A 14,464-nucleotide genomic window follows, 5' to 3' on the forward strand; every position below is an offset into this window, starting at 1 on the left:
AGGCTAGGGGGCGACCACCGGTCGCGGAGCTGTGGGGCACGACGAAATCGTATCGACAGTTGGTCGATCTCGACAGGCTCGTCGTGCCCCGTCGCATCAGCTCAGAAGGTGATCCACTCCGTGCGCACCGTCACGGCATCCAGCGCATCGGCATCCGGCGTCACGCCGATGCCCGGTCCGGTCGGGACCGTCAGCGTGCCGTCCTCCACGACGAACGGCTCGGTGATGTCGCGGGAGTAGTAGCGACCGGAGCCCGAGGTGTCGCCGGGGAGGGTGAAGCCCGGGAGAGCCGCGAGAGCGACGTTCGCCGCCCGGCCGATCCCCGTCTCCAGCATCCCGCCGCACCACACCGGGATGTCGTTCGCCACGCAGACGTCGTGGATGCGACGGGCCTCGAGGTAGCCGCCGACGCGGCCGGGCTTGATGTTCACGATCGAACAGGCACCCAGCGCGATGGCGTCGGCGGCAGCACGGGCCGAGACGATCGACTCGTCGAGACAGACGGGCGTGGTGATGGCCTTCGCGAGCTGCGCGTGCCCGAGCAGATCCTCCTCGTCGAGGGGCTGCTCGATCAGGAGCAGGTCGAACGGGTCGAGCTTGGCGAGGTGCCGGGCGTCGCCCCGGTGGTAGGCGGTGTTCGCGTCGACCTGCAGCAGCACGTCGTCGCCGAACCGCTCGCGCACGGCACGGACGGGATCGATGTCCCACCCCGGCTCGATCTTGAGCTTGATGCGCACGTAGCCCTCGTCGAGGTAGCCGTCGACGGCGTCGAGGAGCTCGGGGATCGAGTCCATGATGCCGACGGAGACGCCGCAGTCGACCCGGTCGCGCACGGCGCCCAGCTCGCGCGACAGCGGCACACCCGTGGCCCGCAGCTCGGCGTCGAGGATCGCCAGTTCGACGGCGGCCTTCGACATCCGGTGCCCCTTGAACTTCGCGAGAGCCGGACCGACGCCGCCCGCATGCAGGTCCTTCACCTGCGCGAGCGCCGGCAGCAGAAAGCGGGTGATCACGTCGACGCTCGCCTCGACGTACTCGGAGGAGTACAGCGGGTCGTTCATCGCGACGCCCTCGCCCCAGCCCTCGGCCTCGTCGGTGACGGCCCGCACGATCAGCGCCTCGCGCACGGTCTGCACCCCGAACGACGTGCGGAACGGTGACACCAGCGGCATCTCGATCACACGCAGCTCGAATCCGGTGAGCTTCATCCCTGTTCTCCTCTGTCGATGGTGTACGCGCCGGAGCGATCGAACGAGAGCACGCGCCCTCCGCCCTCCAGCGCAGATCCGAGCGTCTCCCGCAGCGCCAGACGCCACGCGGTCGCGCGGGCGGGCTCGGAGAGGCGCAGCGTCTCGATGTCGCGCGGCAGCGCCACGCGGACGAGCCGGGCGTCGGTGCGATGCCGGAGCGGCCCGAGGTCTTCGCCCACGCTGAGCAGTGGCTCGGCGTCGGCGACGTCTCCCGAGCCGGACGGCTCCCCGTGACAGGCGGCGACAACGCGCGGGTCGCGCACGTACCAGGTCACCAGCATCCGGTCGGTGTCATCGGCGCCGTTGAGCGCATCGGCCATGTGCCCGTAGAAGTTGCGGTGGTACGACGTCGGCGTCGCGGCGAGCTTCACGAGATTGAAGTGGGCGTTGCGGCTGATCAGCGGATCGAACGTCCAGGAGATCTCGTCGAGGCCCTCCTCGAGCGCCCAGGCGCGCTGATGCACCTTGAGCGCGAAGCCGACGCTGCGACCGCGCATCCGTGCCGAGACCCCGGCGATGTGGCTGTGCAGGGCGCGCTGATCCGGGGCCGCGAAGAAGCCGAAGCAGGCGCCGACGAGCTCGTCGTGCTCGAACGCGCCGCCCACGTAGCTGCCGGCCTTCGACAGGGCGCGCAGCGTCTCGACGTTGACCGGCGAGGTCTCGCCCTGCTTGGTCCAGATGCTCTGGAACAGCTCCGCCACCCGGGCGAAGTCCCCCACATCCTCGAGCAGCCGGATCTCCACCCCCGCCCTCGACGCGGCGGCGCTCGCCGCGTCGGCGGCCTCCTCCGGCGAGGCGCGGAAAGCTGCGGCATCCGTCATGCTCATGCCCGCGCTCCGGAGATCAGACCCTGCAGCAGCTGGATGCGTTCCGGGATCATCGCCACGATCACGTGCTCATCGTCGGCGTGGGCTCCGCCGCCCACCGCGCCGAGGCCGTCGAGGGTCGGAACCCCCAGCGCCGCGGTGAAGTTGCCGTCGGACGCACCGCCCACCGCGACGCCCTCGAACGGCGTCAGACCGGCCTCCTGGGCGATCGCCACCGCGGCGCGGAACAGGTCCGCAGAGACCTCGGGTTCCATCGGCCGACGGTTGGGGCCGCCCTCCACGCGCACCGTGGCGCCGGGAAGCGTGGCAGGGAGGGCGCGGAGCGCCGCATCCACCCGGTCCTGCTCCGCGACCGTGCGCACCCGCACGTCGACCGCGAACTCCGCATCGGCGGGCACCGTGTTCGTCGTGCTGCCGGCACGCAGGAGCGTGGGTGTGACGCTGGTCCCCGCCGCCGCGGCACCGAGCTCGGCGACCGCGAGGAGGAGGTGCGCGGCCTCCACCGCCGCGTTCACGCCGCGCTCCGGTTCCAATCCGGCATGAGCCGCCCGACCGGTGACGTGCATCCGATAGAGCGAGACCCCCTTGCGGGTGACCTTCACGGCGCCGCCGTCGGCCGAAGCTTCGAGCACGAGCGCCGCCGCGCAGCCGAGCACCTCCTGCTCGATCAGGGCGCGCGAGCTCGGCGAACCGAGCTCCTCGTCGCCCGTGATCAGGATGCTGACGCCGGTGCGGTCCGGCAGCGCGGCGACGGCGTGGAGGGCCATCACGACACCGGTCTTCATGTCGAAGCATCCCGGGCCGCGGAGCACGCCGTCGTCGATGCGGAACGGATGCCGCCGCAGGGAGCCGAGGGGCCACACCGTGTCGTGGTGACCGAGGAGCAGCACCGTGGGCTCACCGAACCGCCAGCGCAGGTGGGAGCGTCCGTCGATCACGATGCGCTCCGGCGCGACGCCCAGCAGGCGCTCGCCGAGGGCGGCGACGACATCGGCGCTGCGGGCGACGGCGTCGAGGTCATCGGACGGCGACTCGCAGGAGACCAGTGTCTCGATGTCGGCGAGGACCAGGTCGAGGTCCACGCCGGCCTGCACCGGCATCACGACACCTTCGGCGCCGCGCGGACGCCGTGGTGCAGATAGCGTTCGCCGCTGGGCAGGGAGTAGAACACCACGGCGTGCCAGGCCTGCTCGCCCTCGGGACGCATCACGAACTCGCCGCGACGCACGGGCACCAGCGGATGCTCCTGCACCGGGTCGGGGAGCATGGCGGCGAGTGGTCCGTTCAGGGTGGTGCGCATGCGCAGGCCGTCGTCGTCGCGGAAGATCTCGGTGCGCACGCCCGAGCGGTCGTAGACGCCCTCGAACTCGGAGAAGTCATCCGTGAACGGCTCCTCGGGCGGCGTGAGGCCGGCCGGCACCTCCAGCGCCGCCAGCTCGCGGAAGATCTCGCCGAACAGCTCGACGTAGAGATCGTGGGTGTTGCCACCGTTCGTCAGCAGCGTCACCGCGAGCCCCTCCTCGGGGAGGATGCGCAGGAACGACGCCTGCCCGATCGTGTTGCCGTCGTGCCCGATGAGGCGGTGGCCGTCCCAGTCGAACAGGATCCAGCCCACGCCCCACGCATCGCCGAGCGAGTACGGGTCGGGCATGTCCACCTCACGCTCCTGCATCCGCGCCACGGCGGCCTCGGACAGCACACGCGTCCCATCGGCGGCCAGTCCGCCTGCCAGGTGCATGCGGGCGAAGGCGAGCACGTCGGCCGTGGTGGAGTTGATGAGTCCGGCCGGTCCCATCGATCGGGGGAGCATCCAGGCGGGCGCGAGGTGCGGACCGTCTTCGTCGACCACGGTGTGCCCGCTGGCTGCCCGGAACATGATCGCCTCCTCCGGGAGGGTCGAGGAGTGGGTGAGTCCGAGGGGCGTGAACACGAGGTCGCGCATCGCCTGGTCCCAGGTCGTTCCGGTGACCTTCTCGATCACGCGCCCGGCCAGCGAGAATCCGGAGTTGCAGTACGACATGGTCGCGCCGAGCGGGTGGTTCTGTGCGACGCCGTCCAGGAGCGCGACGTACTTCTCGAGCGTGTCGTCGCCGCGGCCGGTGTCGGTGAAGACATCGCCGTCGATCCCACTGGTGTGATTCAGCAGGTGACGCAGCGTCACTGTCCGCGTGATCTCCGGGTCGGAGGACGAGAACTCCGGCACGTACGAGACGACCGGGGCGTCGAGGTCGAGCACACCCTGATCGACGAGGCGCATGATCGCGGTCGTCGTCCACACCTTGCCCATCGAGCCGATCTGGAACACGGAGTCGTCGGTGGTCTCGATGCCCGTGCGCGCGTTGAGTATGCCGTGGTGCGCATATACCGGCTCCTCGCCGAGACGCAGGATGCCGAGGGTCGCGCCGGGCACCTTGTGCGCTGCGGCCAGCGCGCTCAGTCGCTGCTGCCAGTGCCGGGCGTCGAGGCGGGCGCGCACGGGCGTGCCGGCCGGCGGCGCGTACTGCTCGACCCAGTCGATCACGCGCTGCGAGTAGTCGGCGCGGTGCGACGGAGGACCGGAGAGCACGAACAGGTGCGAGCCACCGGGATACAGCACCAGGCGCGTGGGCACGTCGCGCTCGCGCAGCGCCGTGAACCACTGCTCGGCCTGACCGACCGGGCAACGGTCATCGGCCGCACCCTGCAGGATCAGAGTCGGGGTGGTGACCCGGTCGACCTGTGTGAACGGGGACTGCGCGGAGAGGCGCTCCTCATCGCGCCAGGGGAGCCCGCCGTTCTCCTTCGCCGAGAGGTGGTGCCCGAAGTCGGAGGTGCCGCCCATCGAGAAGAGATCGGTGACCACCCCTCCGCCCACGGCCGCCGCGAAGCGGTCGTCGCGCGACGTGAGGAAGCAGGTCATGAAGCCGCCGTAGCTGTATCCGGTCACGGCCAGTCGGGCTGGGTCCGCGATGCCCTCGGCGACGAGCTGGTCGATCGGCTCGAGGAAGTCGTTCGCGTCGTTGACGCCCCACCCGCCGGAGACCGCGGAGAAGAACGCGTCGCCGTAGCCGTCGCTGCCGCGGGGGTTGAGGGTGAGGATCGCCCAGCCGCGGCGCGCGAGCACCTGGTGGTACGGGTGGACGAGGTCGGCGGCACCGTTCCAGGCGTTGTGCGGACCTCCGTGCACATCGAGCAGGAGGGGGAGCGGGCCGGCAGCATCGGGATCGCGGCGCAGCCAGCCCGTGACGACGGTGCCGTCGGCGATCGTGAAACGGCGCTCCTCCGCCGGGAGGAGATCGAATGCGGGTGTGCCGTAGTCGGTGAGGACACGCGTGGATCCATCCGTGAGGTCCAGCACTGCGATGTCGCCGAAGGATTCCGGCGTCGCGAGCATGATCGCCGCGGAGGATGCCGCCACCGAGAGTCCTGACACGTTCGCGGTACCGTCCACCAGGGCAGTGGCCCCCGAACCGTCCGGGGCGACGCGGTACACGTGCGAGTAGCCGTTGTCTCGGAGGCAGAACACGAGGTCCCCGCCGTCCGTGAACTGCGGCATGCCGCCCGGGTAGCCGGGACCACCCGGCATCACGTTGCGGTCGAGACTGCGCGTGATGTTCTGCGGTTCGCCGCCGTCGACCGGGAACAGCAGGAGGTCTGCGTTGCCGACCTCGGTGTCGGTGCGTCCGGCGGCGACGACATGGCGGCCGTCCGGGGTCCATCCCACGGCCGTCGCCTGCACACCGGCGGCGCTGACCTGCACGGCCGCGCTGTTCGGGTCGGTGGCGGAGCGCACGAACACGGGGATCCGCATCGTCAGATCGGCATCGTCCTCGACGCTCGCCGAGTACGCGAGGAGTGTGCCGTCGGGCGACCAGAACGGGTCGGAGGCGTGGGAGCGGCCGCGGGTGAGGACCGTCACCTTGCCCGAGTCGACGTCGAGCACATGCAGCTGCTGCACGAGCGTGCCCAGGGTGCCCGCACCATCGGCCTTGTAGCCCAGCCGGTCGGTCGAGGCCGGCGCCGAGCGTCGGGCGAGGATGGTCTCCGTGGTCTCGTCGGGAAGCGCCGCGCTGTCGACCGGGGCGGTGAACGCGATGCGCGTGCCGTCGGGGCTCCAGGCCGGAGCGCCGGCGCCGAGCGGGAGCGTCGTGAGTCCGCGTGCCTCGCCGCCGGCGGCCGGGAGCAGCCAGAGCTGCGCCGGGCCGTCCTGCGCGCGGAGGAACGCGAGCTGTGACCCGTCGGGGCTCCAGACCGGGGTCGAGTCGGCCGTCGCGTGCGTGAGCGGGGCCGGGTCGCCGCCGGTGGTAGGCACCTGCCACAGGGCGCGCGTGTCCCGGTCGCCGTCGCGGTCGGTCGTCCGCAGCACGAAGGCGATGCGGGTGCCGTCCGGTGACAGTGCCGGTTGCTCGGGGGTGCGGACGGCGAGCAGGTCGTCGACGGTGACACGGTTCATGGGAGCTCCAATCGGATGGTCAGTTCACTGTGTCCGCAGAGAGCGGGGTCGGTGTTGTGGTCGAGGCCGAAACCAGGGGGATGCTTTGGGAGATGGGCACAGTTCCGATCGGCGCATCCGTCGGCAGCCCCGCGAAGTGGCAGGCCGCGCCCACCGTGCCCGTGGGCCGCTGCGGTTCCGCGATCACGCAGATCTTCCGATCGGGGCGCGCCGCGGGACCGATCGGGCACCGCGGGTGGAAGCGGCAGCCGCCGGGCGGGGCGTGCGGGTCGGCGGGCTCCACATCGACGGGGGCGAGCGGATCGACGGCCAGCAGGTTCCCGTGCCGGGTGGGTGCCGCCTGGAGCAGATCCCGCGTGTACGGGTGCTGCGGGTCGGCCAGTACCTGCTCGGTCGGCCCGACCTCCACGATCCGGCCGAGGTACATGACCGCGATGTGATCGCTCAGGTATCGGACGACGGACAGGTTGTGCGAGATGAAGAGCATCGTCAGGTCGAGCTCCACCCGCAGGTCGCGCACGAGGTTGAGCACCGAGCCCTGTACGGAGACGTCGAGCGCGGAGGTGATCTCGTCGGCGATCACGACCTCGGGGCGGGCGGCGAGAGCGCGGGCCAGGGCGATGCGCTGGCGCTGCCCGCCGGAGAGGGCGGCCGGGAGCGACTGCGCGCGGTCGGCGTCGAGGTTCACGAGGTCGAGCAGTCGTGCGACCTCGGCACGGCGGGCCCTGCTTCCGCGGATGTCGCGGGGGAGGGCCTCGGCGATCGATTCGCCGATGGTCATGCGCGGGTCGAGCGAGGAGAACGGATCCTGGAACACCATCTGGATGGGGCGATGGCGGCGCAAGCCGCGCACGTCCACTCCGTCCAGCGTGATGGCGCCCTCGCTGATCGGCGCGAGGCCGATCGCCGCGCGGGCGAGCGTGGACTTGCCCGAACCCGACTCACCCACGAGCCCGACGACCGACCCGGACGGGACGGTCAGGGACACATCGTCGACGGCGGTGAGGCCGGAGCGGTGCGAGCCGTAGCGCACGCTGACCCGGTCGAAACGCAGCTCGCTCATCGCAGGACCCTCTCGTCATCGGCGGCGGCCTCGTCCGCCGTCGTGGCCACCGCCACAGCGACCTCCGCCTCTCCGGTGACCGGATGCCAGCAGGCGACCCGATGCCCGGCCTCATCGGCCAGGAGCTCGGGGTCGCTCTCCCGGCAGAGGTCGGTGGCGAGGGGACAGCGGGCGGCGAACGCGCATCCGGCGGGGAGGGCGCCCGGTGCCGGCGGACGGCCGGGGATCACTTTGAGGGGCTCGTCGCGGTCGGCGTCGAGCTCGGGCACGACCTCGAGCAGGGCGCGGGTGTACGGGTGCCGGGCGTCGGTGTGCAGGTTCGCCGCGGGCAGGTCCTCGACGATCCGTCCCGCGTACATCACCAGCACGCGGTCGCAGGTCTGCGCGACGACCGCGATGTCGTGGCTGATCAGCAGGATCGCGGCGTCGGTGTCGCGGCGCACGCCGGCCAGCAGCTGCAGCACCTGTCGCTGCACGGTCACATCGAGCGCGGTGGTCGGCTCGTCCGCGATGATCAGGCGCGGATGGTTCATGAGCCCCATGGCGATCATCGCCCGCTGCCGCATGCCGCCGGAGAACTCGTGTGGGTACTGGTGGGCGCGTCGTGCCGCGGCGGGCACCCGCACCGACTGCAGACGCTCGATCGCCCGATCCATCGCCTGCTTCCGGGTGATGTCCTGGTGCTCGGAAGCAGCCTCGGCGAGCTGCGAGCCGATCCGCCTCGTCGGGTTGAACGAGGTCATCGGGTCCTGGAAGACCATCGCGAGCGAGGTGCCGAGGAGGCTCCGCACCGCGCGGTCGGACGTCGTCAGCAGCGGGGTGCCGCAGAAGTCCAGTCGCGCGGCGTCGACGTGACCCGGGCGTTCGATGAGCCGGGCGGCGGCCAGGGCGGTGAGGCTCTTGCCGGAGCCCGATTCGCCGACCACGCCGATGGCCTCGCCACGCGCGACCGTGAACGAGACGCCGCGCACGGGGGTGACCCATCCACTCGGCGTCGGGAAGGAGACGCGCAGATCGTCGACGAGGAGTACCGGTTCCTCGCCGTCGACCGGCGCGGGCTGAGCGGCTCGAGGACGCACGATCGCGGGGAGGCGGTGGCGGCGTCGCGCGGAGCGTCCGCCGAGCGCCGCGGCTGCGGTCTCGCCGAGGAGGTTGAACGCGAGTCCGGCGATCACCACGGCCACGGCGGGTCCGAGCGCGGCCGCCGGGTTGAGGTAGATCCGGTTCAGGCCCTCGCCCAGCAGCCGGCCCCAGTCGTACTCGGGGACCTGCACGCCCAGGCCGAGGAAGGAGAGTCCGGCGAAGGCGAGCAGTGCCGATCCCGCGGAGACGGTGGCGTTCACGATGAGCGGTTCGCCGATGTTCGGCAGGATGTGACGGATCAGGATGCGGAACCGCGAGACGCCGGCCACCCGAGCGGCGTCGATGAAGTCGCGTCCGGCGATCGCCGCGGACAGGGTCTGGGTGAGCCGCGCGAACTGCGGCGCCATCGCGAACCCGATCGCGAGGACGGCGCCGGTGGATCCGACCCCGAAGATGACCGCGAAGAACAGCGCGAGCAGGAGTCCGGGGAAGGCGACCGCGATGTTCACGAAGCCGACGATCGGGCGTCCGAGCCAGCGGGGGAGCACCGAGGGTGCGGTGCCGAGCAGGGTGCCGGCGACGACGCCGATCATCACGGCGATCACGGCGAGCACCACCGAGAGCCGGGTCGCCACCAGCACGCGGGCGAGCACGTCGCGGCCGAGCGTGTCGGTGCCCAGCAGGTGTGCGGCGCTCGGTCCCTGGGTGATCTCGGTCGGGTTTACCTGCTCGGCCTGCGCGCCCCAGACGATCGGCGCGAAGATCGCGGTGAGCGTGACGAGGAGGACGAGCGCGAGAGCGGTGATCCCCAGTGGTGAGCGGACGATGCCCGACCATGCCGTACGTGCCGACATCATGCCTCCCGGATGGTGGATCGAGGGTCGAGGAGGGCGAGGATCACGTCGACCACCAGGTTCACGATGAGCACCCCGATCCCGTAGACGAGGACGATGCCCTGCACGACCGAGTAGTCCTTGGTGAGGATCGACTGCACGATCATCGTGCCCAGGCCCGGCCAGGCGAACACGTTCTCGACCAGCACGGTGCCGGCGACCATGCCCGTCAGGAGCAGGCCGGTGAGGGTGAGGGTCGCGGTCATGGCGTTCGGCAGTGCGTGGCGCGAGTAGATCCGGTGCGGCGCGAGCCGCTTGGCCCGGGCGGTGCGGATGAAGTCCTGGTTGAGGACGGACAGCACCTCGACCCGGATGATGCGCGAGAACACCGCGGTCGGGGCGACGGCGAGGGCGATCACGGGGAGCACCAGCGAGAACGGGGCGGTGTTGCCGGCGACGGGGAACCAGCCGAGCGATACCGCGAAGAAGTAGACGAGTCCGACGGCGAGGAGGAACTCGGGGATCGCGGCGAGGATGACGGATCCGGTCGCGAAGGCCAGCTCGAGGCCGCGACGGCGGCCACCGCGGGTCGCGACGGCCATCGTCACCCCGAGCGGGACGGACACCAGCAGCACCAGGAGCACCGCGAGCAGCGCGAGCTGGAGGGTCGCAGGGAGCCGCGTGGCGATGATCTCGGAGACGGGCTGACTGGTGATCATCGAGGTGCCCATGTCGCCGGTGAACAGACCGCCGATGTAGCGGAAGTACTGCGCGATGAGCGGCTGGTCGAGGCCGAGGGCGGCGCGCTTGGCCTCGACGAGGTCGGCGGGGGCGTTCATCCCGAGGGCGGCGCGCACCGGGTCGCCGGGCACGAGATGGATCATGAGGAAGGCAGCCGTGACCAGCACCCACACCGCGAGGACGAACTGCCCTCCGCGACGGACCAGGAAGGACACCCACGGGTTGTCCGACCGTGCGGATCTGATCAGTATCGCCTGCGTGGCGGTGGTGCTGGCCATCGGCTGTCTCCGGTCTTCGGTCTACTCGTACATGCGGATCGACGTCGGGTCGATGCCGTCGCCCTCGGTGAAGGTCGCCTTGCTCGCGAAGGTCGATCGGGTGATGTTCGCGTACGGGACGACGCTCGTGGTCTCGAACAGGGCCTCCTCGGCCGCGGCCCAGTCATCACAGCCCTCGCTGCCGGCCTTCGCGGAGGCGGCGGTCACGGCGGCCGTGTAGTCGGCGTTGTCGATCGAGGCGAAGTTGGTGCCTTCCGGGGCGGTGGGGCCGGAGTAGAACGGCACGAGCATGCTCGGCAGCGAGACCGTCAGCGGGGCGGCCGAGATGTCCCAGTCGCCGGTCGAGAACAGGATCTCGCTGAGGGTCGGCGAGTCGACGGCGGTGACGCTGATGTCGACGCCGAGCTCCTTCCAGGCCGCCTGGGCGAGTTCGGCCGCGGCGTTTCCGGCGTCTCCGAGCTGGGAGGAGTAGATCATCCGCAGAGTGAGCGTCTCCCCGTCCTTCGCGCGCACGCCATCCGACCCGGCCGTCCAGCCGGCGTCATCGAGCGCTGCGGCGGCTGCATCGACGTCGAGCTCGGGAAGATGGCCCGAGACCGTGTCGGCGCGGCACGGGTTGGGGGAGATGGTCACGAGTCCGGTGGGGACGGTGGCGTTGCCGCTGCCGATCACCTGGCGCATCTGCTCGAGGTCGACCGCCTGCATGAGGGCGTCGCGCACGGCCTGATCCGCGGTCGGGCGGCCGTCGGCCTGGTTGAAGGTGAAGGAGCCTCCGGGCGTCTCGAGGTCGGTGTGGAAGAGTCCGGCTCCCTCCACGCGCGCACGGTCGGGACCGATGATCAGGGCCGAGTTGACCTCGCCGGACAGCAGCAGGTTCGTCGCGGTGGTCTCGTTCGGCACGACGCGGAACACCACGGTGTCGGGCAGACCCTTCTGTGCCGGGTCCCAGTCGTCCGGACCCCAGGCGAAGTCCTCTCGCCGGGTGAGCGTGTACTGGCTGTTGGGGGCGATCTCGGTCATGGTGAACATGCCCGTCGAGCCCTCGCCCTTCGCGAGCGCGTCGGGGTCGTCGATCACCGTGCTGCACACGATCGAGATGCTGCCGATGTTCTCGATCAGGAACGAGTCGGGGCGCCCGCTGGTGACGGTGACGGTGCCGGCCTCGTCGTCGCCGACCGCTGTCGTGCCCGGCTGCACCTGCAGTCCGACGAGGGGGGAGCCGTTGGCCGGGTCGCCGATGTGGCTGATGTTCGCCGCGACGTCGGTCGCCGTCAGGGGCGTGCCGTCTTCGCAGCTGAGGTCGTCGCGGAGCGTGAAGGTGGCGGTGGTGGTGTCCGCCTCCCACTTCTCCGCGAGGCCGGAGGAGATGCTGCCGTCCTCCATCACCTCGACCAGGCGCGCGTAGAGGAACCGGTCGATGGAGCGCGCGACCGACATCACGGTGATGAACGGGTCGAGGCTTCCGGGATCGGTCGAGATCACCGAGGTGAAGGTCTTTCCATCGGCGAGCACGCCGTCGGGGCTCTCGCCTCCTTCGGGCGGGGCGCTCGCGGCACAGGATGTCAGGGCGAGCGCCGCAACGCCCAGCAGCGCGATCAGCGGGGTACGAGAACGCATCAGAAGCCTCCAGCAGTGTTCGGGATGGTGCAGGTGGATGGTGCAGGAATCAGGTCAGAGGGCGCGCAGGTGCTCGACGGCCGCGAAGCCCGCGCGGCCGATCGAGGCGTCCACCAGAGGCTGTCGTTCGGCCAGCGACGCGGCGCGGGTGAACACGGCCACCGCGTACTGCCGGCCGTCGGGATAGGTCACCACGCCGGCCTCGTTGCGCCAGGTGGGCAGCGTGCCGGTCTTCGCCGCGATACGGACACCCGGGGGGAAGCCGGAGCTCAGCCGGTGCGGCCAGATCTGCTGCGCCATGATGTCCCTGGCCTGACGGCACGCCTCGGCCGTCGCCGCGGTGTCGGTCCACAGCGCGTAGAGCAGTGTCGTGACATCCCGCGGGGTGGAGTGCGAGGTCTTGGCCGGATGCACCGCGTCGAGTGCGAGGATCTGTTCGGCGCTCGCCCCCTCGAACAGCTCGTCGAGGTCGCTGTCGGGTGTGCCGCCGAGATCGGAGACGACCGAGGCGAACAGGTCTTCGCAGCACCCCACGAGCCGCGTGTGCCGCAGCCCCAGGTCGCTGATGACCCGGTTCACGGCATCACTCCCGAGCCGGTGGTACACGACGTCGGTGGCGGCGTTGTCGCTCATGGTCATCATGTTCTGCGCGAGGTCGCGCCAACTGGCCTCGACGTCGTCCGAGAACCCGGCGGTGCCCACGCCGCCGATGCGGTAGCGCGCCGTCACGGTGGTCCGCTCGGTCGGGTCGAGTTCCCCGGCGGCAACTGCGCGCACGTAGGCCGTGAGCACGAGGATCTTGAACACCGAGGCGAGCACCACGGGCTCGTCGGCGTCGACGCTCACCTCGGGCCCGCCCTCTTCGCCGATCTCCCGCGCGTGCAGGAACCCGGTCGCGCCGGCCTCCGTGAAGAGCGCCGCAATATCCGGCGCCGTCGCCGTGGCGGTGCTCATGCGTCGACCCGGCGGTCGGCTCGTCCGGTGTGCAGGTACAGCGCACGTCCGGTGCCGTCGTCGCCGACGAAGGCGTGCGGCATGCGCATCCCGCGCTCCTGCTTGCGGGGGAGCAGCGTGTCGGTCGTCCAGCCGACGAGTTCGACCGGCTCCGGCGCCGGGCCCAGCTCGGCGAAGATCCCCTTCATGGTGCGCTCGAGCCAGATGCGGCCGTCGTCGTCGAGTCGCACGGTCGAGTCCGAGACCGACGACGAATACGTGCCGAGGATGCGGTCCACGTCGACCTCGACCGGCGTCTCCGGGATCGTGGGCAGCGCGGGCATCGTGACCCCGGCCAGCGCCGTGAGCACTCGGGAGGTGATGGCGTGGTAAGCGTCGACCGTCTGCCCGCCGTTCGTGAGGACCGCCACGGCGACCCCCGCGGAGGGAACCATCCGCAGGAACGCGTTCTGCCCGATCGTGCCGCCGTCGTGGCCGATCACGGGCCCGCCCTCCCAGTCGAAGATCTCCCAGCCCAGGCCCCACGCGTCGCCCATCAGGCCGAGCTCGGGGAGATCGACCTGACGCTCCTGCATCGCGCGGACGCTCTCCTCGGACAGGATGCGCGTCCCATCGGGAGCGACGCCGCCGTCCAGGTGCATGCGCGCGTAGCTCACCAGATCATGCGCGGTCATGGCGAGCATCGACCCGGCGGGTGCGTTCGAGCGCACCAGATTCCACACGGGGGCGGCCACCGGCTCGTCGCTGCCCTCGGCCGGGATGTGCCCGAGCGCGGCGCGGAACATGATCGCCTCGGAGGCCGTGGTGGCCACGTGCGTCAGGCCCAGCGGACCGGCGAGGTGCGTGCGCAGCGCCTGGTCGTACGACGTGCCGCGCAGGACCTCGACCATGCGGCCGAGCACCACGAAGGCGGCGTTGTTGTACGAGAAGCGCTCGCCGGGGGTGAAGAGCTGCGGGGCGTCGGCGATCGTCGCGAGGTACTTCTCCACGGCGTCGTCGCCGACCCCGGTGTCGTTGAAGAGATCGCCCTCGAAGCCGCTCACGTGGCTCAGCAGCTGCCGGGCCGTGATCGTGCTCGCCGCCGCATCGTCGCCGATCGCGAAGGCGGGCACGGTGTCGCGCACCGGGGCGTCGATGTCGAGCAGTCCCTCGTCGACGAGCTGCATGATGAGCGTCGCCGTCCAGGTCTTGGTGATCGAGCCGATCTGGAAGACCGAGTCCACGTCGGCTTCGACACCGGTGTTGCGGTTCAGGATTCCGGCGGCGGTGGTGAAGATCTCACCGTCGGCCAGGATCGCGACGGATGCCGCGGGGATGTGCGCGTCGGCCAGCATCGCGGGAAGGTTCTCCCGCACCCAGCTGCCGATTTCGTTCAGGTCGGACACG

At 70.9% G+C, this 14,464-nt stretch carries 10 protein-coding genes; all 10 read right to left on the reverse strand.

Annotated elements, in window-relative coordinates; all coding sequences use genetic code 11:
• Positions 1-101 precede the first annotated feature (101 nt).
• The 10 genes from menC to GZ67_RS0104815 are packed head-to-tail and all read right to left on the reverse strand — an operon-like array spanning position 102 to position 14,463.
• The gene (gene menC, locus GZ67_RS0104770; RefSeq protein ID WP_029262623.1) at positions 102-1,208 is read right to left on the reverse strand and encodes an o-succinylbenzoate synthase; all 1,107 of its coding nucleotides are present in this window, start codon (positions 1,206-1,208) and stop codon (positions 102-104) included.
• Positions 1,205-2,077, reverse strand: coding sequence for a GNAT family N-acetyltransferase (locus GZ67_RS0104775; RefSeq protein ID WP_197021056.1), 873 nt, complete (start codon positions 2,075-2,077; stop codon positions 1,205-1,207). The genes menC and GZ67_RS0104775 overlap by 4 nt, the downstream gene beginning before the upstream one ends.
• Complete coding sequence (locus GZ67_RS0104780; protein WP_029262621.1) at positions 2,074-3,177, reverse strand: M20 family metallopeptidase; 1,104 nt, start codon at positions 3,175-3,177, stop codon at positions 2,074-2,076. Before GZ67_RS0104780 ends, GZ67_RS0104775 begins: the two co-directional genes overlap by 4 nt.
• A complete protein-coding gene (locus GZ67_RS0104785) occupies positions 3,177-6,509 on the reverse strand; it encodes a serine hydrolase (protein WP_029262620.1) in 3,333 nt (1,110 codons plus the stop codon). Before GZ67_RS0104785 ends, GZ67_RS0104780 begins: the two co-directional genes overlap by 1 nt.
• Before the next feature lie 19 nt (positions 6,510-6,528).
• Positions 6,529-7,572, reverse strand: coding sequence for an ABC transporter ATP-binding protein (locus GZ67_RS0104790; protein ID WP_081859880.1), 1,044 nt, complete (start codon positions 7,570-7,572; stop codon positions 6,529-6,531).
• Positions 7,569-9,512 carry a dipeptide/oligopeptide/nickel ABC transporter permease/ATP-binding protein gene (locus tag GZ67_RS0104795; RefSeq protein WP_029262618.1) on the reverse strand — a complete coding sequence of 648 codons (1,944 nt, stop codon included), beginning with the start codon at positions 9,510-9,512 and terminating at the stop codon, positions 7,569-7,571. The genes GZ67_RS0104790 and GZ67_RS0104795 overlap by 4 nt, the downstream gene beginning before the upstream one ends.
• Positions 9,509-10,507 (reverse strand): ABC transporter permease, encoded by a 999-nt coding sequence (locus GZ67_RS0104800; RefSeq protein ID WP_051662337.1) that lies wholly within the window; start codon positions 10,505-10,507, stop codon positions 9,509-9,511. Before GZ67_RS0104800 ends, GZ67_RS0104795 begins: the two co-directional genes overlap by 4 nt.
• A gap of 21 nt (positions 10,508-10,528) precedes the next feature.
• Positions 10,529-12,124, reverse strand: coding sequence for an ABC transporter substrate-binding protein (locus tag GZ67_RS0104805; RefSeq protein WP_029262616.1), 1,596 nt, complete (start codon positions 12,122-12,124; stop codon positions 10,529-10,531).
• A 54-nt stretch (positions 12,125-12,178) separates the two neighbouring features.
• Entirely contained in the window at positions 12,179-13,078 is a 900-nt protein-coding gene (locus tag GZ67_RS0104810) for a serine hydrolase (RefSeq protein WP_029262615.1), read from the reverse strand.
• The gene (locus tag GZ67_RS0104815) at positions 13,075-14,463 is read right to left on the reverse strand and encodes a serine hydrolase domain-containing protein (RefSeq protein WP_029262614.1); all 1,389 of its coding nucleotides are present in this window, start codon (positions 14,461-14,463) and stop codon (positions 13,075-13,077) included. Before GZ67_RS0104815 ends, GZ67_RS0104810 begins: the two co-directional genes overlap by 4 nt.
• Between the last annotated feature and the right edge of the window lies 1 nt (position 14,464).

Source organism: Microbacterium sp. Cr-K20, from assembly GCF_000708325.1.
GTDB lineage: Bacteria > Actinomycetota > Actinomycetes > Actinomycetales > Microbacteriaceae > Microbacterium.

Bases quoted from the DNA above. Each gene is read 5' to 3' on its own strand.
- GZ67_RS0104780 (WP_029262621.1), bottom strand. From the start codon at position 3,177: ATGCCGGTGCAGGCCGGCGTGGACCTCGACCTGGTCCTCGCCGACATC.
- GZ67_RS0104775 (WP_197021056.1), bottom strand. From the start codon at position 2,077: ATGAGCATGACGGATGCCGCAGCTTTCCGCGCCTCGCCGGAGGAGGCC.
- menC (WP_029262623.1), bottom strand. From the start codon at position 1,208: ATGAAGCTCACCGGATTCGAGCTGCGTGTGATCGAGATGCCGCTGGTG.
- GZ67_RS0104795 (WP_029262618.1), bottom strand. From the start codon at position 9,512: ATGATGTCGGCACGTACGGCATGGTCGGGCATCGTCCGCTCACCACTG.
- GZ67_RS0104790 (WP_081859880.1), bottom strand. From the start codon at position 7,572: ATGAGCGAGCTGCGTTTCGACCGGGTCAGCGTGCGCTACGGCTCGCAC.
- GZ67_RS0104810 (WP_029262615.1), bottom strand. From the start codon at position 13,078: ATGAGCACCGCCACGGCGACGGCGCCGGATATTGCGGCGCTCTTCACG.
- GZ67_RS0104785 (WP_029262620.1), bottom strand. From the start codon at position 6,509: ATGAACCGTGTCACCGTCGACGACCTGCTCGCCGTCCGCACCCCCGAG.
- GZ67_RS0104800 (WP_051662337.1), bottom strand. From the start codon at position 10,507: ATGGCCAGCACCACCGCCACGCAGGCGATACTGATCAGATCCGCACGG.
- GZ67_RS0104805 (WP_029262616.1), bottom strand. From the start codon at position 12,124: ATGCGTTCTCGTACCCCGCTGATCGCGCTGCTGGGCGTTGCGGCGCTC.